Annotated in this window: 16 protein-coding genes and 1 pseudogene; 15 read left to right on the plus strand and 2 right to left on the minus strand. The window is 70.5% G+C overall.

Annotation, left to right across the window (positions count from 1 at the left end; all coding sequences use genetic code 11):
- Nucleotides 1-13 precede the first annotated feature (13 nt).
- From QM806_RS08785 to QM806_RS08850, 14 genes and pseudogenes are all read left to right on the plus strand, one after another.
- A complete protein-coding gene (locus tag QM806_RS08785; protein ID WP_120660546.1) occupies nucleotides 14-916 on the plus strand; it encodes a shikimate dehydrogenase in 903 nt (300 codons plus the stop codon).
- Nucleotides 913-2862 (plus strand): oxidoreductase, encoded by a 1950-nt coding sequence (locus QM806_RS08790; protein WP_283291072.1) that lies wholly within the window; start codon nucleotides 913-915, stop codon nucleotides 2860-2862. The genes QM806_RS08785 and QM806_RS08790 overlap by 4 nt, the downstream gene beginning before the upstream one ends.
- A complete protein-coding gene (locus QM806_RS08795) occupies nucleotides 2859-3656 on the plus strand; it encodes an aldo/keto reductase (protein WP_283291074.1) in 798 nt (265 codons plus the stop codon). Before QM806_RS08790 ends, QM806_RS08795 begins: the two co-directional genes overlap by 4 nt.
- Nucleotides 3656-4753 (plus strand): Gfo/Idh/MocA family protein, encoded by a 1098-nt coding sequence (locus QM806_RS08800; protein ID WP_283291076.1) that lies wholly within the window; start codon nucleotides 3656-3658, stop codon nucleotides 4751-4753. Before QM806_RS08795 ends, QM806_RS08800 begins: the two co-directional genes overlap by 1 nt.
- A complete protein-coding gene (locus QM806_RS08805) occupies nucleotides 4750-6474 on the plus strand; it encodes an FAD-dependent oxidoreductase (RefSeq protein WP_005253938.1) in 1725 nt (574 codons plus the stop codon). Before QM806_RS08800 ends, QM806_RS08805 begins: the two co-directional genes overlap by 4 nt.
- A complete protein-coding gene (locus QM806_RS08810; protein WP_283291077.1) occupies nucleotides 6471-7298 on the plus strand; it encodes a sugar phosphate isomerase/epimerase family protein in 828 nt (275 codons plus the stop codon). Before QM806_RS08805 ends, QM806_RS08810 begins: the two co-directional genes overlap by 4 nt.
- A 23-nt stretch (nucleotides 7299-7321) precedes the next feature.
- Entirely contained in the window at nucleotides 7322-8233 is a 912-nt protein-coding gene (locus tag QM806_RS08815; protein WP_065491977.1) for a LysR substrate-binding domain-containing protein, read from the plus strand.
- Between the two features lie 136 nt (nucleotides 8234-8369).
- On the plus strand, nucleotides 8370-9683 hold the full coding sequence (locus QM806_RS08820; protein WP_283291080.1) for an MFS transporter: 1314 nt from the start codon (nucleotides 8370-8372) through the stop codon (nucleotides 9681-9683).
- Between the two features lies 1 nt (nucleotide 9684).
- A complete protein-coding gene (locus QM806_RS08825) occupies nucleotides 9685-11643 on the plus strand; it encodes an FAD-dependent monooxygenase (protein ID WP_283291081.1) in 1959 nt (652 codons plus the stop codon).
- A 9-nt stretch (nucleotides 11644-11652) separates the two neighbouring features.
- The gene (gene dhaL / locus QM806_RS08830; protein ID WP_182624674.1) at nucleotides 11653-13386 is read left to right on the plus strand and encodes a dihydroxyacetone kinase subunit DhaL; all 1734 of its coding nucleotides are present in this window, start codon (nucleotides 11653-11655) and stop codon (nucleotides 13384-13386) included.
- A gap of 125 nt (nucleotides 13387-13511) precedes the next feature.
- Nucleotides 13512-14309, plus strand: coding sequence for a hypothetical protein (locus QM806_RS08835; protein WP_283291085.1), 798 nt, complete (start codon nucleotides 13512-13514; stop codon nucleotides 14307-14309).
- Nucleotides 14310-14430: 121 nt separating this feature from the next.
- A pseudogene (locus QM806_RS41650) lies at nucleotides 14431-14553 on the plus strand (hypothetical protein); the annotation flags it as partial.
- A 44-nt stretch (nucleotides 14554-14597) separates the two neighbouring features.
- On the plus strand, nucleotides 14598-19109 hold the full coding sequence (locus tag QM806_RS08845) for a cation-translocating P-type ATPase (RefSeq protein WP_283291088.1): 4512 nt from the start codon (nucleotides 14598-14600) through the stop codon (nucleotides 19107-19109).
- Between the two features lie 32 nt (nucleotides 19110-19141).
- Nucleotides 19142-19414, plus strand: coding sequence for a hypothetical protein (locus QM806_RS08850; protein WP_005253947.1), 273 nt, complete (start codon nucleotides 19142-19144; stop codon nucleotides 19412-19414).
- Nucleotides 19415-19428: 14 nt separating this feature from the next.
- On the opposite strand, the gene QM806_RS08855 is transcribed toward QM806_RS08850, so the two are convergent.
- Both QM806_RS08855 and QM806_RS08860 read right to left on the minus strand, forming a co-directional pair.
- Nucleotides 19429-19935 carry a WKL family lipoprotein gene (locus QM806_RS08855; protein WP_005252352.1) on the minus strand — a complete coding sequence of 169 codons (507 nt, stop codon included), beginning with the start codon at nucleotides 19933-19935 and terminating at the stop codon, nucleotides 19429-19431.
- A gap of 113 nt (nucleotides 19936-20048) precedes the next feature.
- Nucleotides 20049-20318, minus strand: a complete 270-nt coding sequence (locus tag QM806_RS08860) for an ANTAR domain-containing protein (protein WP_005563493.1) — start codon at nucleotides 20316-20318, stop codon at nucleotides 20049-20051.
- Between the two features lie 135 nt (nucleotides 20319-20453).
- On the opposite strand from QM806_RS08860, the gene QM806_RS08865 reads away from it, so the two are divergent.
- Nucleotides 20454-21551, plus strand: a complete 1098-nt coding sequence (locus QM806_RS08865; RefSeq protein ID WP_269590913.1) for a GIY-YIG nuclease family protein — start codon at nucleotides 20454-20456, stop codon at nucleotides 21549-21551.
- Nucleotides 21552-21587 lie beyond the last annotated feature (36 nt).

Here is a 21587-nt window from a genome sequence, read left to right on the forward strand (position 1 = left end):
GCAGGAGATTTTCATGCACCCCGTATCCACCCGGCACCGGATCCGCCTCGTCGGGGCAGGGATCGCCACGTCCCTGTCGCCGGCGCTGCACGAGCACGAGGCCGCCGCCCTCGGCCTGACCGACTACCGCTACGACCTGCTCGACGTCGCGGCGGAGGGCATCCCCGTCGACCGTTCCGGCGACACGCTGCGGCAGGCCGTCGCAGCGGGTTGCACCGGACTCAACGTCACCCACCCGTGCAAGCAGGTGGTCGTCGACTCCCTCGACGAATTGTCCGACAACGCGCGACTTCTCGGTGCCGTCAACACCGTCGTCGTCCGTGACGGGCGGCTGATCGGTCACAACACCGACCACAGCGGATTCCTCGCGGCGCTGCGCCGGGGACTGCCCGATGCCACGCTCGGCCGCGTCGTCCTCGCCGGTGCGGGCGGTGCCGGTTCGGCCGTCGCCTACGCGCTCGCCGCCGCCGGAGTGACGGACCTGCGGGTCGCCGACCTCGACCCGGCCCGCGCGGCGGACGTCTGCACGCGCCTCGTGGCGGCCTTTCCGCAGACGCGGGTCACGGCCATCCCCCTCGGCGCGATCGAAGCGAACCTGGAACGCTGCGACGGCGTCGTCAACGCCTCCCCGATCGGCATGGTCGGACATCCTGGAACGCCGTTCGACACCGACGCGCTCCATCCCGGACTGTGGGTCGCCGACATCGTCTACCGCCCCCTGCGGACCGAACTCGTCGCGGCAGCAAGCGCTCTCGGCTGCGCCGTGCTCGACGGCGGTCAGATGCTCGTCGCTCAGGCGGCCGACACGTTCGCCCTCCTCACCGGGGTCACGCCCGACCCCGACCGCATGCGACGTCACCTCGGCGAACTGCTCGCCGATCAGTGCGCCCCGACCGTACTCGAGGAGTCCCGATGACCGCGCGTCCGTTCGCCGCACCACTCGACCTGGGTAACGTGCGACTGCGCAACCGCTTCGTGTCGGCGCCGATGGAGCGCAACTACTGCGAGGTCGACGGCACGATGACCGACGAGTACATCGCGTACCTCGAGCGCCGTGCGGCGGGCGGCGCAGCACTCGTCTTCACCGAGGCCAGCTACGTGCGGGCCGACGGCAAGGGCCGTGTCCGGCAGATGGGTGTGGACGTCGACGAACGCATCCCGGGCATCGCGAAGATGGCCGAGGCGATTCATGCGCAGGGTGCCCTTGTCGGCGTCGAACTCAATCACGGCGGCCGCACCGCGCAGAGTTCCGTCAGCGGATTCGTCCCTGTCGCACCGTCACCGATCCCGTGCGCGGTGGTCGGCGGCGGAATGCCCGAGCAACTCGACGGCGACGACATCGAGCACATCATCGAATGCTTCGGTGAGGCCGCCGCGCGCTGTCAGCAGGCCGGGGTCGACGTGATCTCGCTGCACGGCGGTCACGGCTACCTCATCCACCAGTTTCTCTCGCCGGCGTACAACCACCGCGACGACGAGTGGGCCGATCCGGCACTGTTCGTCAACAAGGTGATCGACGCCGTGCGCGCGATGGCACCGGGTATCGCTCTCGGACTGCGATTCTCGGCGTTCGAGGCCGTCGACGGCGGTCTCGACGCGGAGACGACCCGCGCCCGGATCGACGCGATCGCCACCGACCGGCTCGACTTCCTCGACGTCTCCGCCGGTAACTACGAATCCGGGCAGTGGATCATCCAACCCGGCGAGTGGCCGCGCGGGCTCCTCGCCCCGTTCTCCGAGCAGTACACGCGGGACTTCGACCTCCCCGTCGGAGTCGCAGGCCGGATCAGCTCACCCGAGGTCGCGGCGCAGATCATCGAATCCGGGCAGGCCGACTTCGTCAGCATGGCCCGCACCCTGCACGCCGACCCGGACTTCCCGAACCGCGCGCTGGACGGCGGCCGGTACCGGCCCTGTATCGCCTGCAACTACTGCATCGACAGCCTTGCCGCCGGACCCGTTCCGTGCTCGGTCAATCCGTGGGTGGGCCGCGAGCTCGAGCAGCCGTCGAAGCCGGCGGACGTGGCGGTGCGTGTCGCCGTCGTCGGCGGCGGGCCGTCGGGCATGGCGGCCGCCCGCGACCTCGTGCTCGCCGGGCACCGAGTCGACCTGTACGACGAACGCGGCAGTCTCGGTGGCGATTTCGCGCTGGCCTCGCGACTGCACGAGTACCCCGAGTACGCACGGATCGTCGACTGGTACCTCGCCGAGATCGCCGACCTCGACATCGCTTGCCACACCGGGACGCGGGTCGACGCCGCCGCACTGGCGGAACTCGACTTCGACGCCGTCGTGCTCGCGACGGGCGGCCGCGGACCCGAGGTCGACCTCCCCGGGGCCGACACCCGGAGGGTCCGCGACGTTCGCGAGTTCCTGGAATGCGGAGACCCTGCACCCGAGGCGATCACGATCTTCGGCGCCGACCGGGAAGCGGCCGCGGTCGCCGACGACCTGCTCCAGCACGGCACGAAGGTGGTCATGATCGGCCCGCAGGAGACGATCGCCCACGATGTCGGCCGACGCGGCAAGATCGTGCTGCTGCCGCGGCTCGCGGCGAGTGCGAACCTCACCACCCATCTGTCGTCGATCGTGACGCGGATCGAGGAAGACCGGGTGGTGATCTCGACCGCCGGGGACGAGCGGGTGGTGGACGCTCCCGGCGAACTGCTGATCTCGCACGGCGTCGAGCCGCGCACCGACCTGCTCGCCGCAGTGCGGTCGCTGGCACCGCGACTCGGCGTCCACACGGTCGGTGACGCGAGTGGCGACGGCGGCTCCATCCACGCCGCTCTCGTCACCGCAGCCGACGTCGCCGCGAAGATCACCGCGGCCGCCGATGCTCGCGAGGAGGTCAGCGCATGATGGACATCCCGCCCCTCGGTCTCGGGACCTGGCCACTGACCGGCCCGGACGCCACCCGGGCCGTGCTGTCCGGTATCGAGGCCGGCTACCGGCTCGTCGACACCGCCACGATCTATGACAACGAGGACGCTGTGGGTGTGGCGCTCGCGGAGTGCGGACTGCCCCGCGAGGAGCTGTTCGTCACCACGAAACTGCGGGGGAGCGATCACGTGTCGGGTGACATCCGAGGCGCGGTCGAGCGCAGCCTGAAGAATCTGGGACTCGATCGGCTCGACCTGTTCCTCATCCACTGGCCGCTGCCCCGCCACGACAGGTACGTGGCGGCGTTCGAGGCGATGCTCGCGTGCCGCGACGCCGGCCTCGTCCGCTACGTCGGCGTTTCCAATTTCCTGGAGACGCACCTGCGTCGCGTCGTCACCGAAACCGGAGAAGCGCCGGCAGTCAACCAGATCCAGATGGACCCGTCGCTCGCCCGGCTGCCCGTCCGGCGCGCGAACGACGAACTCGGCGTGTTCACGCAGTCGTGGAGCCCGCTGGGCCGCGGCGAGGTGCTCGACTCACCCGTGGTCACCGACATCGCCCGGCGCCTCGACCGCACCCCCGCGCAGGTGGTCCTGGCCTGGCACTTCGCGCAGGGTGTCGTGCCGGTCGCGAGATCCGCGAATCCCGCGCGCCAGGCCGAGAACCTGGCCGCCCTCGACGTGCGGCTCACCGGCGCGGACGTCGACGCCCTGAACCGTCTCGACCGCGGCGAGTCCGCGGCCAGGGACGTCGAAACCGAGGAGCACTACTGATGGCACTACGTATCGGCATCGTCGGCTGCGGAAAGATCGCCGGCAACCACGCACGGGCCCTGCAGCAGGTGACCGGCGTCGAGGTGGTCGGCTGCTGCGACCCTGACGTCGACCGCGCCCGCGAGTTCGCATCCGCGCACGGCATCGCGCGGGCCGTCGGTTCGGTGGAGGAATTGCTCGCCCTCGGCCTCGATGCGTGCACCGTCTGCACCCCGCATCCGGTGCACGAGCAGGTGGTCGTCGCGGCCGCCGAGGCAGGGATCCACGTGCTGTGCGAGAAGCCGATCGCGGTCGACGTCGCCGCGGCCGACCGGATGATCGCGGCCGCCGACCGCGCGGGCATCACCCTCGGTGTGCTGTTCCAGCGCCGGTTCTGGCCGGCCGCGAGGCGGATCAGGACGGCCATCGACGACGGCCGGATCGGCATTCCGGTGCTCGGTGAGGCGTCGGTGCTTCTCCACCGCCCGTCGTCCTACTACTCCGCCGACGAGTGGCGCGGACGGTGGGACACCGACGGCGGCGGTGTCCTGATGACGCAGGCCGTCCACCAGATCGACATGCTCCAGTGGTTCATGGGTGAGGCCGTGTCGGTGAGCGGCTTCATCCGCACCCACACACACGGCGACCACATCGAGACCGAGGACAGCGCGTCCGCCGTCGTCTCGTTCGCGTCGGGCGGCACGGCTACCGTCACCGCGACCACCGGCGCCAACCACAACCTCGGCAACCGGGTCACCGTGATCGGGCAGACCGGTGTGATTGCGAGCGTCCTCGAGTTCCCGGAGGGCCGGGAGGGCGTCAACGAGATCTGGACGGTCCCCGGCGAAGTGGAGCTCCGTGCCCCGTTCCCAGCCGACGTCCGCGCCAATCTCGACGTCACCGAAGTCAACGCCGGACTCGCCGACTTCCACACACTCCAGGTGCAGGACTTAGCGGACTCCGTCCTGACCGGTCGCGATCCTGCCGTCACCGGACGTGACGCGCGCGCCTCGCTGGCGATCATCGCGGCGATCTACGAGTCTTCGCGCACCGGCCGGGTCGTCGACCTCACGCCCGCACCGACTTTCGCAACGACATCCGCTCAGGAGACGCTATGACCCCCGAACACACCATCGCCACCTACGACGTCGTCGTCATCGGCTCCGGAGCGGGCGGTCTGTCCGCCGCCGTGGCCGCAGCCGACGGGGGAGCCTCCGTCCTCGTCGTCGAGAAGGCGGACACGTGCGGCGGCGCGACGGCGTGGTCCGGCGGCTGGATGTGGACGCCGCGGAACCTGTTCGCGCAAGCGGACGGCGTGAACGAGGATCGCTCGCTGCCGCGCACCTATCTCGAGCACCGACTCGGCGAGAACTTCGACGCCGCCAAGGTCGATGCCCTGCTCGACGGCGCACCCGAGATGGTCGAGTTCTTCGAGAAGAAGACGGCGCTGCAATTCGTTCCGGGCGCGAAGATCGCCGACATCCACGGCGACACACCGGGTGCGGGCACGGGACACCGCTCCGTCGGGCCGAAGCCGGTGAGCCTCCGGAAGCTCGGCCCCGACGTCGCGGCGCTGCTCCGGCGGCAGCTCTACGAGACGTCGTTCCTCGGTATGGGCATCATGGCCGGCCCGGACCTCCAGGCTTTCCTGCACTCGACGCGTTCGGCGAAGGCGTTCGTGCACTGCGCCCGCAGGGTGTCCACGCACCTGCTCGACCTCGCCACCACACGCCGCGGCCAGCAACTCGTCAACGGCACCGCGCTCGTCGGCCGGCTGCTGCGGTCGGCGCTCGACGCCGGCGTAGAGATCCGCGTGAGCACGGCGGCCACCGCGCTGACCACCGACTCCGCGGGCACCGTCACCGGTGTCCGGCTGGAGGGCCCGGACGGGGCCTACTCCGTGTCCGCCCGCCGCGGAGTCGTCCTCGCGACGGGCGGCTTCAGTCGCGACGTCGACCGGCGCCGCGAACTCTTTCCCCGCACACCCACGGGCCGTGAACACTGGACCCTCACCCCGTCCACGACCACCGGCGACGGCATCACCCTCGGCGAGTCGGTCGGCGGCCGACTCGACCGCTCGGTCGCATCGCCGGTGGCGTACTGCCCGGTGTCGATCATCCGATACCGCAACGGCAAGGAGGGCGTGTTCCCGCACATCCTCGACCGCGGAAAGCCCGGCGCCATCGGCGTTCTCGCCGACGGTCGCCGCTTCGTCAACGAGGCCCTCGGCTACCACGACTACACTCTGGCGATGGTCGAACAGGTCCCCGACGGCGACGAGGTCTGCTCCTGGTTGATCGCCGACCAACGGTACCTGCGGTACTTCCCGCTCGGCATGGCCAAGCCGCTGCCGATCCCCACGTGGCCGTACCTGAAGTCCGGCTACCTCACCCGCGGCCGCACGGTGCGCGAGCTGGCCGAGAAGATCGGCGTCGACCCCGACGGCCTGGAGAAGACGGTCGCAGCGTTCAACGAGGGCGCCCGCGACGGCGTCGACCCCGAGTTCGGTCGTGGCACCACCCCGTTCACCGTCGGGTCCGGGGACGCCGACAATCCGTGGCCCAACGCCTCCCTCGCACCGCTCGAAGAAGGCCCGTTCTACGCGGTCAAGGTGGTGCCCGGCAGCTTCGGCACGTTCGCCGGTCTGGTCACCGACAGGGCGTCGCGGGTGCTGAACGACGACGACCAGCCGATCGACGGGCTGTTCGCCGTCGGGGTCGACCAGTCCAGCGTCATGGGCGGCCACTACCCGTCCGGCGGCATCAACCTCGGCCCGGCCATGACTTTCGGCTACCTCACCGGTCGCCGCCTCGCCTCGACGACAGGAGATCTGCGATGACCGCCCCACTCGGCCTTGCCGCACTCACCGTGCTCGACACCGCGCCGTTGCAGCAGGTGGACCTCGCCGAGAAGCACGGCTTCGACACCATCGGCATCCGGCTGCTGCCCGCCGCGCCCGGCACCACCGCCTACCCGCTGCACGAGGACGACGCCGCCCTCGACGCGCTGGTCCGGCGTCTCGACGATTCGTCGATCGAGGTGTTCGACCTCGAAATCATCCGGCTGGGTGCCGATTTCGACCCGAAGTCGTACGTTCCGCTGCTCGAGGCGGGCGCACGCCTCGGTGTGAAGGCCGTGCTCGTCGGCGGCGACGACCGCGACCGTTCCCGGCTCACCGACTCCTACGCCCGGCTCGCGGAACTGTGCGCGCAGTACGGCATCGTCGCGAGCCTCGAGTTCATGCCGTGGACGGCCGTGCCCGACGCGACCACCGCGGTCGAGATCGTGTCGCAGGCCGACGGGCCGGCGCGCAGCGTGCTGGTGGACGGGCTGCACGTCGGACGGTCGAGCACCACGCTCGACGACCTGGCGGCGATCCCGAGGGAGTGGCTGCACTACGCCCAGATGTGCGACGGCTCGGTGCCTGCGCCCACGGACGACGCCGAACTGATCCGTCAGGCGCGCGAAGAGCGGCTGGTACCGGGGTCGGGCGGCATCCCGCTCGCCGACATCTGGGCGACGTTGCCGGCGGGCCTGCCGGTGAGCATCGAACTCCCCAACGAGCCGCTCCGGCGGGTCGTCGGCACGGACGCGTGGCTCGCGCGGCTGGTCGCCGCCACCCGGGAGGTGCTCGCGCAGGTCCCGGCGGCCACCGGACGCTGAATTGTCCGCGCTACCGTTCTTGCATGCCCCGCCCCGACAACGTCCCCGTGTACACGATGCGCCAGCTGGCGGCGTTCGTGGCGGTCGCGGAGACCGGGACGATCAGTGGTGCGGCCGAGCGGATGCACCTGTCGCAGTCGGCGTTGTCCGCGGCGGTGACGGACCTGGAGAAGGCACTGAAGGCGCAGTTGTGTGTGCGCCGGCGGGCCCGCGGTGTGCAGCTGACCCCGACGGGGGAGGCGGTGCTGTCGCGGGCGCGTGCCCTGTTGCAGCAGGCGGGGGAGTTGCAGGCCGACGCATCCGGGGAGGGCGGTGTCGTGGCGGGGCCGATCGCCGTCGGCTGCTACCCGGCGCTCGGCCCGACGATCCTGCCGTCGATGTTGTACGCGTTCACCGCGGAGTACCCGCGGGCGTCCGTAGAGTTCCGGGAAGACACCCAGAACCGGTTGCGGACGCAGCTCGAGGGCGGCGAACTGGACGTCGCCATCGTCTACGACCTCGACCTCTCCCCGGAGTGGCAGACCGTGCCGCTCATGACCCGCGAGCCGATGGTGGTGCTCGGGGCGGAGCATCCGCTGGCGGGTGTCGACGGGCCGGTGCGGCTCGCGGATCTGGCCGAGCACCCGATGGTGCTGCTGGACGCGCCACCGAGCACCAACCATGCGATGGACGTCTGCCGGGAGGCCGGATTCGCGCCCCGGGTGGCGTACCGGACTGCGAACTTCGAGACGGCGCGGGCCTTCGTCGGACGCGGTCTGGGGTGGACGCTGCTGCTGCAGCGACCCCGGGTGGATGTCACGTACGAGGGGCTGCCCGTCGTCGTGAAACCGATCGCCGACCCGAAACCGGCGTCGGTGGCCGTGGTGGTGGCGTGGCATCGGGAGGCGACGCTGAGCCGGGTCGCGCGGGCATTCATCCGGTTCGTCACACCCTGATCTGCGCATTCACGCCTTCCACGGTTTTTCTGCAATTCATGTGGGGATAGTCCCGCTTTTCAGATGTATGTGAGTCGGGTCATTGTTTTCCGGTAGCGCGATGAGTGCGCGCGCAGCAGAACCGGGAAGGCAGACGATGACGGCAATCACCGAGGCGACACCGCCGGTGTCTCACAAGGAAGCACGCAGGGCAGTCCTGTCGAGCTTCGTCGGTACCGCGATCGAGTGGTACGACTTCTTCATCTACGGCACCGCCGCAGCCCTGGTGATCGGACCGCAGTTCTTCCCCGGCGCGTCGACGTTCGCCGGAACCCTCGCCGCATTCGCCACGTTCGCGGTCGGCTTCATCGCCCGCCCGATCGGCGGTGTCGTCATGGGGCACTTCGGTGACCGCATCGGACGCAAGTCGATGCTGGTGCTGTCGCTGACCATGATGGGCGCCGCGACCGTCGGCATCGGCCTGCTCCCGAACTTCGAGGCCATCGGGGTGGCCGCACCCATCCTGCTGGTGGCGTTGCGGTTCGTCCAGGGCATCGGCGTCGGCGGCGAATGGGGCGGCGCGGTGCTCATGGCCACCGAACATGCCCCGGAAGGCAAGCGCGGCCTGTACGGCGCGGCACCTCAGATGGGCGTTCCGGCCGGAGTGATCATGGCGAACGTCGTGTTCCTCGCCGTCACCCAGTTGCTGTCCGACGACGCGTTCCAGACGTGGGGCTGGCGGGTGCCGTTCCTGATGAGCGCCGTGCTCGTCGGCGTCGCGATGTGGATTCGCCTCGGCGTCTTCGAGTCCCCGGCGTTCGCGGAGGCCAAGGAGAGCGACACGATCGTGAAGATGCCGATCGTCGAGGTGCTGACCCGCAACTGGCGGACGGTGCTGCTCGCGGCCGGCACGTTCATCGCGACCAACGGCATCGCCTACGTGTTCATGGTGTACGTCCTGACGTACGGCACCAAGGAACTCGGATACAGCCGCGCCACCATGCTCACACTGCTGATCGTTTCGTGCCCGGTCTGGATGGCGGGCATGGCCGTGTCGGCTTGGAAGTCGGACGTGCTCGGCCGGCGCCGCGTGTACACGTGGAGTTCGATCGCGCTCGTGATCGTGGCCGCGGTGTTCTTCCCGCTCATCGACACGGCGTCGATCCCCGTCATGCTGCTCGCGATGATCGTGATGGCGGCGGTGCTCGGCACCACCGCGGGGCCGCAGTCGGCACTGTTCGCGGAACTCTTCCCTGCCCACATCCGCTACAGCGGTGCGTCTCTCGGCTACCAGATCGGCGCCATCCTCGGCGGTGGGCTCGCACCGTTCATGGCGACGTGGCTGTTCGAAGCGTTCGGCACTTCGACGGCCGTCACCGCCTACTTCGTGGTGATCGCCGTGGTCAGTCTCGTCTCGATCCTGCTGTTGCCGGAAACCACCACCAAGCGCCGGGAAGCGGAGGCCGCCTGACATGTCCACCTACTTTCAGCCACAGAAGTACCCGGCGACGGAGTTCGCGTCGACCAGTGCAACCGACGAGGCCCTGCCCGTCGTCGTCGTGGGCGCGGGACCGGTCGGCATGGGCGTGGCACTCGGCCTCGCGCAGCGCGGCATCCCCGTCACCGTGCTCGAGGCCGCCGACCAGGTGTCGTTCGGCAGCCGCGCCATTTGTATCTCCCGGCACAGCCTCGAGGTGGCCGCCCGGCTCGGCTTCGGGCCTGAACTCGAGAAGATCGTGCTCCCCTGGGTGGGTGGGCGCAGCTTCTACCGCGACGAACAGGTGCTGCACTTCGAGATGGCGCACGGCGACCACGACGTCCGCGGACCCATGGTCAACGTGTCGCAGTCCGAGATCGAGCAGATCATGACGGACACACTGCTCGCGCACCCGCTGATCACGTTCCACTGGTCGTCGAGCGTCGCCGGGGTGCTGCGGTCGGACGAGGACGTGACGCTCGACGTCGACACCGCGTTCGGTGCGCGCCGCCTGCGCGCGCGCTGGGTGGTGGCCGCCGACGGCGGTCGCAGCCGGATGCGTGAACTCGCCGGAATCCGGTTGCAGGGAAACAGCTATCAGGGCAATTACGTCATCGCCGACATCCACTGGGAATCGACGTTGCCCGCCGAGCGGATGGTGTGGTTCGACCCGCCGAGCAACCCCGGCTCGACGATCATCATGCATCAGCAGCCCCGTGACATCTGGCGCATCGACTACCAACTCGACAGCGCCGACGACGCCGAACTCGAGACGCAGGAAGACCGCATCCGCGACCGGATCACCCGGCACCTCGACTGGCTCGAGAACGACGTGCCGTGGACCCTCGAATGGCACGGCTTCTACCGCGCGCACGCGCTCGCGCTGGACGACTTCACGCACGGTCGCATCCTGTTCGCCGGGGACGCCGCCCACCTGGTGCCGATCTTCGGAGTCCGCGGGCTGAACTCCGGCATGGAGGACGCCGAGACCCTGGCCTGGACACTGGCCGCCGTCGTCCACGGTACCGCGGATGAGTCTCTCCTGCAGGCGTATTCGGCCGAACGGCGCGCCGCCTGGCAGCAGAACGTCGACAACGCGGGCAAGTCGACGCTCATCATGTCGCCCGGCAGCCACGGCTACCACACCACCCGCGACGCGGTGCTGGCGCTGGCCACGACCCGTCCGGAGTTCGGTCACCTCGTCAACCCGCGGCAGTCGAGTGCGACGCACGCGCACCTGTCGCCGCTCACGTGGCCGGTGGCCGAGGGGACCACCGGCGTGCTGCCCGGGGATCCGATGGAGGACCGGCGCGTCCGCGTCCGCGTCACCACCGCCGACGGGTCGGTGGAGTCCTCGCTGAACCGTGTCCGGGGAACGGGTTTCGCGGTGCTCGGTGTCGGAGTCGACCCAGCCGGTGCTCGGATGATCGCCGCGCACGCGTCCGCGCTCGCAATGGCGCTGTCGCCGGAATCGGTGCGGGCGGTCGTCGTCCCGGCACCGGGGGCGGCGGTGGCGGTGGCCGGGGCGGCCGACCTGACGGTCCTCGACGACCCCGACGGCGCGTTGGCGCAGGCCCTCGGCGCGTCCGCGGGTGAGTGCTTCGTCATTCGCCCGGACGGACTCGTCCTGTGTCGGGTTCGGGACCTGTTGCTGCTCGGCGACGTCCGCGACCACCTGAAAACGGCAACCGCCCCCGCGCTGGGCGTCGTCCCCACGCACACGGAGACGACGGCGACGCCGGACGAACTGCTGCGCGAGAACGTGTGGATGGGACTGTCCGAGGCGCTCGACCAGGCGGGCGAATCGGACCGCGAGGGATTCCTGACCCGGCTCGCGCTGCTGCTCGGATCGCAGTCGGGCCGGCGGGAGTTCGAGGAAGCACTGGCCGCCGCCTCCCACGTGAGTGGCAAAGTGTCCTCAGGCACGCCGCGGCACTCACATGCGGACGCTTAGCCTGGGAGCATGGCGCATCCACAGTTCCTGAACTCGCCCAAGTCCTTCGTCGTCGACGCGCTCCGCGGGGCCGTCGCCACCACCGACGACCTCGAATGGCATCCGGAACCGGGATATCTCACACGGCGGGAACCGTTGCCGGCCGGGCAGGTCGCGTTGCTGTCGGGCGGCGGGTCCGGGCACGAACCGTTGCACGCCGGGTTCGTCGGCCGGGGCATGCTCACCGGAGCCTGTCCCGGCCTCATCTTCAGTTCACCCAACGCACTGCAGGTGCGGGCCGCCACCCGGGCCGTGGACGCGGGCGGCGGCGTCGTGCACATCGTGAAGAACTACACCGGCGACGTCCTCAACTTCCGCATCGCCGGCGAACTGGCGGCGGAGGACGGCATCACGGTCGAGCACGTGCTCGTCGACGACGACGTCGCCTCCGAACGGGAGGACGGGCCCGGACGTCGCGGCACCGCTGCCACGATCGCGGTCGAGAAGATCTGCGGCGCTTCGGCCGAGCGCGGAGACGACCTCGCCACCGTCGCGGAGTTCGGGCGACGCACCGCCCGGAATTCCCGCAGCATGGCGGTCGCGTTGAGAGCGTGCACGGTCCCGGGGGCGGACTCGCCGTCGTTCGACCTCCCCGACGGGCAGATCGAACTCGGGATCGGCATCCACGGCGAACGCGGAACCGAACGGGTCGACGCGATGGGGGCGGCCGAACTGGTCCGCCGGCTCACCGACCCCGTGCTCGCCTCGCTCGGCGTGGAGCGGGGCGAGCCGGTGATCGCGATCGTCAACGGGCTCGGCGCGGCGCATCCGCTGGAGCTGCAACTGCTGTTCGGTGAACTCGCCGACCACCTCGCGGAGCGGGGTGTGGTGATCCGGCGTTCGCTGGTCGGCAGCTTCGTCACCGCCCTCGACATGGACGGCGCGTCCATCACACTGGTGCGCTGCGACGACCAGCTCCTCGACCTGTGGGACGCACCGACCGCCGCACCGGGATGGCCCAACGCCCCGGCCGGTGAATTCCGCGGCATCGCAGACGAATCCGAGGTGCGGTTCCGGTCGAACGTCGCCTCCCGTGAGGACGAGCCGGAGGTGTCCGGCACCGCCGACACGCTGGGCCGTGCGGCGGTGGGCGCGTGGATCGGCGCGTTCGTGGAGAAGGTGCTCGCCGAGGAGGCAAACCTCACCGACCTCGACCGCCGCGCAGGCGACGGGGACTTCGGCACCAACATGGCAGCCGCACTCGACCACGTCGACGTTCCCAGGATCCGCGACAGCTACTCCCCGCCGACGGTGTTCGAGTCATTGTCCGACGCCTATCTCGGTCACGCGGGCGGCACGTCGGGCGCGCTGTTCGGTGTCTGGTTCCGGCAGTTCTACCGGGTGGCCGCCGACGCACCGCACGGTGTTGACCTGAAGGCGATCGCCGCCGCGGCACGGGCGGGCCTCGATACGATCCAGGAACTCGGCGGGGCGCAGCCCGGAGACAAGACGATGATCGACGCCATCGACCCGGCCGTCGCCGCCCTCGAATCGGCCGCCCCGGCCGGGAAGAGTCCGGCCGACGGTCTGGCCGAGGCCGCGGACGCCGCCGCACGTGGCGCCGAGGCGACCGCGGACATCACCGCGCGGCGCGGCCGGGCCAGCTACATCGGGGAGGCGGCGCGCGGCGTCGTGGACCCCGGTGCCCTGGTGCTGTCGTGGTTCTTCGCCGAGGCGGCGGAAGCGGCCCGCGCGGTCGGGTAGTCACCGCGCGCCGGGCTCGGCACGTAAGGTGAGGGGAAGAACGCCGAGTCGTGCTGCGCAAACCCGTCGCCACACCTCTCTCCACCTGCGTACGGGACGCAGAATCAGGGACGGACACGTAGACAGTGGAAGACACCGCCAGCCGGGGAATCCAGGCTTTCATCGCCGATGTCGTGGAACGGGGCGGCAAGGCAGTCCGGCTCACCCACTCGCGACGTAACCCCGTCCAGGTCTGGGGCGACGACGGCACGAGCTGCATCGTGCGGGTGCGCTCCAAGCTCAGCGGTGACTGGCAGGCCCGCAAACAGGACGAATCGCTCGACGACGACGACACCGGCTCGGAGTTCTGGGTGTTCGTGGATCTCGCGAGTTCGCCGGAGGAGTTCTTCGTCGTGCCCTCGTCCGAGGTGGCCGACGACATCCGCGCCGAGGTGGATCTGTGGATGATGGACACCCCGGGCCGCACGCGGACCGGACATCACGCGATTCCGCTGAGCCGGGTCGCGCACGGTCGTGGGCGCTGGGATCTTCTCGGGCTGGCGGGGGAGAAAGACCCCAGCCGCTACAGCGACGCGCAACGCGCGACGACGGCGGCGACGTTGCGCGCCGACGCCGACGCCCGCGCTTCGGCCCGGAAGAAGCCGGCCAAGGCGACGGCGGCGTTGGAGGAATTGATCGATACCCGCCTCGAGGTCGTGGCCGACTTCGAGGGATATCGGTTGGTCGGACGGTTCGACCCCGACACCCAGACTCTGGAGATCATGCGCGGTCCGATGCAGGGCCGCCGGTTTCCCGACCCCACGACCGCGGCGACCGCCGTTGCCAGTCACATCAGCGGAGACATCGAAACCCACGACGGCTGGGAATTCTGGCGCACCGAACAAGGTGATCGAATTCCCATGGGACAGAACAGCATCCGATAGTGGCTGAGAGTTCCCTGAAACTGTTCCGGCGCGCGGCGGTTGAGAATACCCTGAGGTGGGTACCGCAGACATGATCCGCCCGCGCATCGGCGGTAGTGGCCACGGCCGATGGGAGTTCATCATGCGAATCGTCGACGGCACAGTGCACGCCGTGTCAGGTGCTGCGAACGCGACGACCAGTGCGGTCGGTGCGGTCGGCGGCGCCGCGATCGGCGGTGTGGTCGGCGGAGTCCGCGGGGCGGCGCTCGTGCTGCGGCAGTTCGGCGCAGGTTCCAGGCAGTAGTTGCCGTGGGAGTCGGTCGATACCTCCGCGCCACCGCATCGCTGCCGGTGCGCGGCGCCGGTGTCGGACTCGGGGTGGCGTCCTACGGGGGCACGGTCGCTGCCGATCTGATGGCGACCACCGCACGGACCGCGTCGCAGATCGCCACCGAGGTGCTCGGAGGAACCCCCGCCCGCCGCACGAGTTCCGGACACGGTCGTGCCTGGATCGAGGTCCGCGGACTCGACGGACCTCGCGGGGACGACGTGGCCGCGACCGTTCTCGGCGCCGTCCGGGAAACCGCCGGTGTGGCGGGAGCCGAACTCAACCGCGCGCTGTCCCGGCTGGTGGTGACGGTCGACGAGCACGGACCGTCGGTGGCCGCGCTGTGTGCCGTGGGCGCGGGCGCGGAGGATGTCGCGCGACCGATCGCCCGCGGTGCCGTCCGCGACCGGCCCGGAGAACTTCCCGGCGACGACGTCGCACTCGCCGAACGCGCGCTCGCACTGGCCGCCGTCACGACGGGCCTGGTCGCGGCCGCCGGCGTTCGCCTGCTTCCGATGCCCGCCCTGCCGTCGGCGGTGCCAGCCGCCGCCGTCACGTTCGTCAACTATCAACCCCGATTGCGCAGCATGGTCGAGGACCGGCTCGGGCCGGACGCCGCCGAACTGCTGCTCGCCACCGCTCAGGCCGTCGGCGACGTGCTGCGGCGGGCACCTGCGTCACTCGCCGTGGACGTGGCATTGCGGTCGGCGATCACGGCGGAGGCGTGGTCGGGCCGGCGGGTGTGGCACCGCCGCGAACCCGAACTGGCCCGGGACCCCGCGGACGACACGGATCGCCCCGCCCGCCCGCGCGGCGCATCGGGACCGGTGGAGCGGGACGTGGACCGGGCGGCGATCGCGCAGTGGGTGGGCGCGACCGCGGTGGGAGCGGCGACCCGAAGCGTCGCAGGCGCCGCGGACGCGGCCCTGGTCGCCGCGCCGAAGGCGGCGCGCACCGCACGCGAGGCCTTCGCCGCGACACTGGGCCGTGGACTGGCCGATCGCCACGCCGTGCTGGCCCTGCGTCCCGGCGCGCTCCGCTGCCTGGACCGGGTCGACGCGGTGGTCGTGGACCCGTCGGTGCTGCACACGGCCGAACTTCGGGTGAGCGGGATCCGTGCGGTTCGGGACGCCGACCGGACGAGAGTGTGGGAGGCCGCTCGATCTGCCGTGGAGGCCGGCGCCCTCGGGGTGGGCTGGCACGCGCTGACCGACCTTCCGGATGATGTCGCCGCGGCAGCCGTGGACGAAGATGCCGCCGTACTCGTGACCCCGGCGCACCATCCGAGCGCAGCGGCCGTGCTCGCGCAGGCGCGCTCGTCGGGCGCCCAGGTGGTGTCGGTGAACGTGGACACGCTCGGCGGACTCCGCTCGGCGTTCGACGATCTGCTGCCCTCCAGCGGATCACTGGATGTCGATCTGCGCGACGCCGTCGCGCAGTTGCAGGCGAACGGCGCGACGGTGGCGGTGGTCGCCGGCCGGGCGCCGCACGCACTGTCGTCCGCCGATGTCGGTATCGGTGTCCTCGTCGACGACGCCCCGCCGCCGTGGTGCGCGGACCTGCTGGTCGACGACCTCGTCGGAGTGTGGCGGGTGCTGCGGTCCCTGCCGGACGCGCGGACGGCGAGCAGGCGCGGCGTCGAGATCGCAACGGCGGCGTCGATGCTCGGTGCGCTCGTCATGCTGCCGGGAGTGCGTGGGCGTGGACCCGGACCCGTCACGGTCGGCGCGGCGGCAGGATTGTGGACGGGGCATTCCCTCGCGCGCGCTGTGCTGCGGGCCGAGGTTCCACCCGCCGCCCCGGTTCACGCCTGGCACGAGATGCCGGTGCCGGACGTGCGCCGGCTGCTTCCCGCGCGCAACGAGGAGGAGGCCGCGGTCTCCCGGCGCCGGTCGGTGAATCTGGTGCTGACCCCGGTCGAGGCGATCGGGCGGCTCACGGCGTGGCCGGTCGGGCTGGCCTGGGATTTCGGCCGGGCGATGCGGACGGAACTGTCGGATCCGCTGACCCCCGTCCTCGCCACCGGATCGGCGGCGAGCGCCCTGCTGGGGTCGCCGATCGACGCGGTGCTCGTGGGGTCCGTGCTGGCGGGCAACGCCGCGCTGTCGGCCGTGCAACGCCTGCACGCGGAACGTCTGCTGAACCGGTTGCTGGCGGCGGGCGATCCGCCCGCGCATCGCGTCGCCGGGCCTCCGGAGCGCCGGGTGACCGAGCGGGTGGAGGCGTCGCGGTTGCGGCCGGGCGACGTGATCGAGATCGGTCCCGGCGAGGTGGTGCCCGCCGACGGCCGGCTCGTCGAGGCGTCGGGCGTCGAAGTCGACGAGTCCTCGCTCACCGGGGAATCGCTGCCGGTGAGCAAGCAGACGTCGCCGACTCCGGGCGCACCACTCAGTGACCGCGCCTGCATGGTGTTCGCGGGGACCACGATCCTCACCGGCACGGCGGCGGCGATCGTCACCGCGGTGGGCGACGCAACAGAAGCGGGACGCGCGGGTGCCCTCACCCCCGCGAGTGCGTCGCACGTGGGTCTGCAGGCGCAGCTCAGAAGCCTCACCGACCGGGTGCTGCCCGTCAGCGTGGGAGGCGGCGCGCTGGTCACCGCCGTCGGGTTCCTGCGCGGCACCGGACTGCGGCAGGCCGTCACGAGCGGCGTCGCGGTCGCGGTGGCGGCGGTTCCCGAGGGTCTACCGCTCGTCGCGACACTCGCGCAGCAGGCCGCCGCACGCAGACTGACGAGGTCGGGCGCACTGGTGCGGACGCCGCGGTCCGTCGAGGCGCTCGGCCGCGTCGACGTGGTGTGCTTCGACAAGACGGGCACCCTGAGCGAGAACCGACTGCGGGTCGTCACCGCCGTCCCGGAGGCGGGGTTCGATCGCGAGGACGTGCTCGTGTGCGCGGGCCGGAGCGCGGTGACCCCAGACGGCAGTCCGGCCGCACACGCCACCGACGCCGCGATCGCCGACGCGGCAGTGGACCTGCTACCGCAGGGGGAGGACCGGAGCAGTTACCTTCCGTTCCGGTCCGGACGGTCCTACTCCGCCTCGCTGTCCGGGACACACGTGTCGTTGAAGGGTGCGCCGGAGGTCGTGGTCGCGGCGTGCGCCGGAATCGACGCGGACGAGGTCCACGACACCGTTCTCGGCATGGCTGCCGACGGGTTACGCGTCATCGCCGTCGCCCGCCGGACCGTCACGCCCTTCCAGGCGCGTCGCGCGGCCGACGACACCGCGGTGCTCGACGATCTGTGCGGCAGTGGGCTGCAACTCGTCGGACTGCTCGGGCTGGCGGACACCCCGCGCCCCGAAGCGGCCGGACTGCTCCCGGCATTGGAAGGGCTACAGGTCGGGGTCCGGCTGATCACCGGCGACCATCCCGTCACGGCCACCGCCATCACGAAAGAGCTGGGACTGGCGGTGTCGTCCGAGCAGGTGATCAGCGGGACCGACTGGGACACCCTGTCGCACCGGGGGCAGGAGAATGCCGTCGAGAAGTGCGTCGTCTTCGCCCGGATGTCGCCGGAGAACAAGGTGCAGATCGTGCAGACCCTCGAGCGTGTCGGTCACGTCTGCGCGATGGTCGGCGACGGCGCCAACGACGCGGCCGCGATCCGGGCGGCCAGCGTGGGGATCGGTGTCAGCTCGCGCGGCAGCGACCCGGCCCGCAGCGCCGCGGACGTGGTGCTCCTCGACGGCCGCGTCGACGCGTTGCTCGACGCCCTCGACGAGGGCCGTCAGCTGTGGCGGCGGGTGCAGGCGGGAGTGTCGGTGCTGCTCGGCGGGAACGCAGGCGAGGTGGCGTTCGCCCTGATCGGCAGTGCGATCGCCGGACGGTCGCCGCTGACGGCGCGTCAGCTCCTGCTGGTGAACGTGCTCACGGACGCCCTGCCCGCGGCCGCGCTCGCGGTCAGTCCGCCCAACGAACAGGCCCGGGGAGAGGGCCGCGGCCCGGACAGCGCGGCGCTGTGGCGGACAGTCGCGATCCGCGGCGCCGCCACCGCGGCGGGCGCGACGACGGCGTGGGCGCTGGCGAGCGTGACGGGCAGGCAACGCCGGGCGTCGACGGTCGGGCTGGTGGCGCTGGTCGGCACACAGCTGGGTCAGACGCTCATCGATTCGCGGAGTCCGCTCGTGGTGCTCACCGCGGGCGGTTCACTCGCCGCACTTACCGTGATGGTCAGTACTCCCGGTGTCAGTCAGCTCCTCGGTTGCACCCCGCTCGGACCGGTCGGGTGGGCCCAGGCGCTGGGCTGTGCGGGTGCGGCGACCGCGGCGGCCGCGTTCGCACCGGGGCTGCTCGAAAAGCTTGTGGGCGATCAGTCGACGATCTCGATCACGCCCGCCCGCAGCAGCACGGCGTACACCTCCCGCAGCGGTGGGGTGAGCACGCGGGTGACCACCCCGGTCAACGGGTCCCCGGCGGCGGAGAAGACACCGGCAGCGGTCTGGGCGACGGAACTCAGCACAGCGGCCACGGTCCGCGATCAAGGTGGCTGACCGGGAAACGGCACGGACAAGGGAGACGAACTATGGCCCAACGAACGTCGGAGGCGGAATCGCAGAGCGACGCCGTCCAGCGGGTGCGGGAGGCCCACAGCTTCGCGGTGCAGCTACCGATCCTCGGCAGGGTGCCGCTGCCGCGTCCCGAGCAACTGGCATTCTTCGCGGCGATCGGCTTGCTCGCCGCAGTCGAGATCATCGAATGGCCGGTCGCCCTGACCATCGCGGCAGGGCACATCCTGATCACCGATCAGCACAACCGCGCCGTCCAGGAGATCGGGGAGGCCCTGGAAGGCGCGTGACGCGGAGGTCCGGATCAGGCGGGCGGACAGGCCGGTGACGTCAGCTGCGCGATCGCCACGATGGAACATGCCGTCGCCTTCGACAATTTCCACGTCCCGTTCTCGCCGGGCACGAAGATGGCGGGCAGGGTGTTCTGCTGCACCTGGCCGTTGATCGTCAGCTGCAGCTGCGCGCTGGCGCTGCCGTCACCGTTGTCGATCACCGGGTCCAAGACCGTGACCTGCGCACCCGCCTGCTGGGCGGCGGCAGCGACCTGATTGAACAGGTTCGGGTCCTGCTCCGAACCCTCCACCATGGCGATCTTCTCCTCGAGGGGAGTGGCCGGGTCGAGGCCCTTCGCCAGCAGGGCGTTGAGTTCGGCCGCGGTCGGCAGAACGAGGTCGTCGGTGGTCTCGGCCGCTGCGGTGGTCGTGGACGTGGTGGTCGCACTCGGCCCGGACGGCTCGTCGGAACCACAGGCGGACATCGTGAGGGCTGCGGCGATCGCTACCGCGGCAACCGTGATTTTGCGGATCGTCAACTCAGTTACCTCTTCGTATCTCGGTGCGCTGGTCGTTCGGTCTCACATCGAGTCTGAAGGTTTGGGCAGCGTCGCGCCGTCGAAGCCAGAGAATTCTCAGACTTCGACCGAATTCAGGCCGCCGTGCCGAACGCGCCACGGTACGGAGTGGCGTGGCTCCACTGCAGAGCAGCAGCGGTGACGTCGGACGCGGGAAGGTCGTGGTGATGGGTCTGGATGAACGCGATCAGCGCGCGGGCGGTGCGGGCGAGGGCGACCTTGTGCCTGCGGGACGTCTCCGCGAGTTCGGTGAACGCGTCGTTCTCGGAACATCCGCGGTAAGCGATGAGGATGCCGACCGCGATGTCGACGGCCGTGCGGGTGGAGTAGCTGGGCGCTGTCATGAATGTTCTCCCAACCTGCGTCGCAATGGGTACAACTCCATCCTCCCGCACTCGGTAGGACGTCGAAAGGGTTCGAATCTCCTCGAGCCTTCCTCGTGCGAGTTCTTCACCCAGGTTTTCCCTTACGGTAGGGGCATGGCTACCGTCTGGACGATCCCGATCGACATCACTTCTCGCTGGCTCGACAATTCCGAGGTCCAGACTTTCCTCGCGTCCAACGACCTGGACAACGCGGCACCCGACCCCCGGGTGCGGTTCGCGCAGTTCGCGGACGTCACGAAGTCGCTGGAACGCCACATCGGGCACACCTTCTCCTCAGTGCAGGGCGCGGCCACCGCACTCTTCGACGGCATCGACGGCGGCGTCCCCGTCGCGTTGAAACTGGCGGCGCTGCGCCTGATCCTGAAAGAGGTGTATCAGACCCGTCACGCGCCGCAGCCGTTCCCGAAGCGGGTGGGCGAGGAACTCGGCACCTACGTCTACGCGCTCCTCGATCCCCGCAACAGGTCGGTGTTCTACGTCGGCGCCGGGCGGGGCACCCGGGTGTACGGCTACGTGTGGGAGGCGTTGGCCGAGAACGAGCACCGGCAGACGCTCGAGGATCCGGAGACCGACAGCGCCGAGGTGAAGGCCGCGACCATCGCCCGCATCCGCGAGATCTACGACTCCGGCCACGAGGTCGAGCACTACATCGTGGCGCATCGGATCGCCGACACCGGTGACGTCGCCGGCGCGGTGCGGGGCGGAATCGTAGGCGCGCTGGGGCTGAACGAGGGTGCGGTGCTCAGCAATCTCGCCGGTGGCGCGGGCGAGCATCGTGCGGTGCCCGTCGACGACCTCGTGTTGCAGTACGCAGCAGAACCCGTCCCGAACCTGCCGACTCCCTGCGTCGTCCTCGAGGTGCCCGCCACGTCCCGGCGCGGCGTGACGCCCGAGGAGGTATACGAACTGTCCCGCGGCGCGTGGGCGGCAGGCGCTGCCGTCCGCAACACCGACGACATCCCGGTGATCGTGTTCGCGGACAACATCGTTCGTGCCGCATACCGTGCCAAGTCCTGGTCCTCGGTCGCCCGACCGGGCGACGCGGCGCTGTGGCGGTTCACGGGCGAGCCCGACACCGAACTGGAGAGCCAATTCGTGAACAAGCGGATCGTTCCCGCCAAGGTCGGTCTGAAGAAGTGGCCCAGCCACGGCTGGGTTCCGCACCTCACCCAGGCGCGCCCCGGCCGCTGACGTGAGTGGCGAAGCGTGCCCCGGCACACTTTGCCA

This window comes from Rhodococcus sp. IEGM 1351, from assembly GCF_030056875.1.
Taxonomy (GTDB): Bacteria; Actinomycetota; Actinomycetes; order Mycobacteriales; family Mycobacteriaceae; genus Rhodococcus_F; species Rhodococcus_F opacus.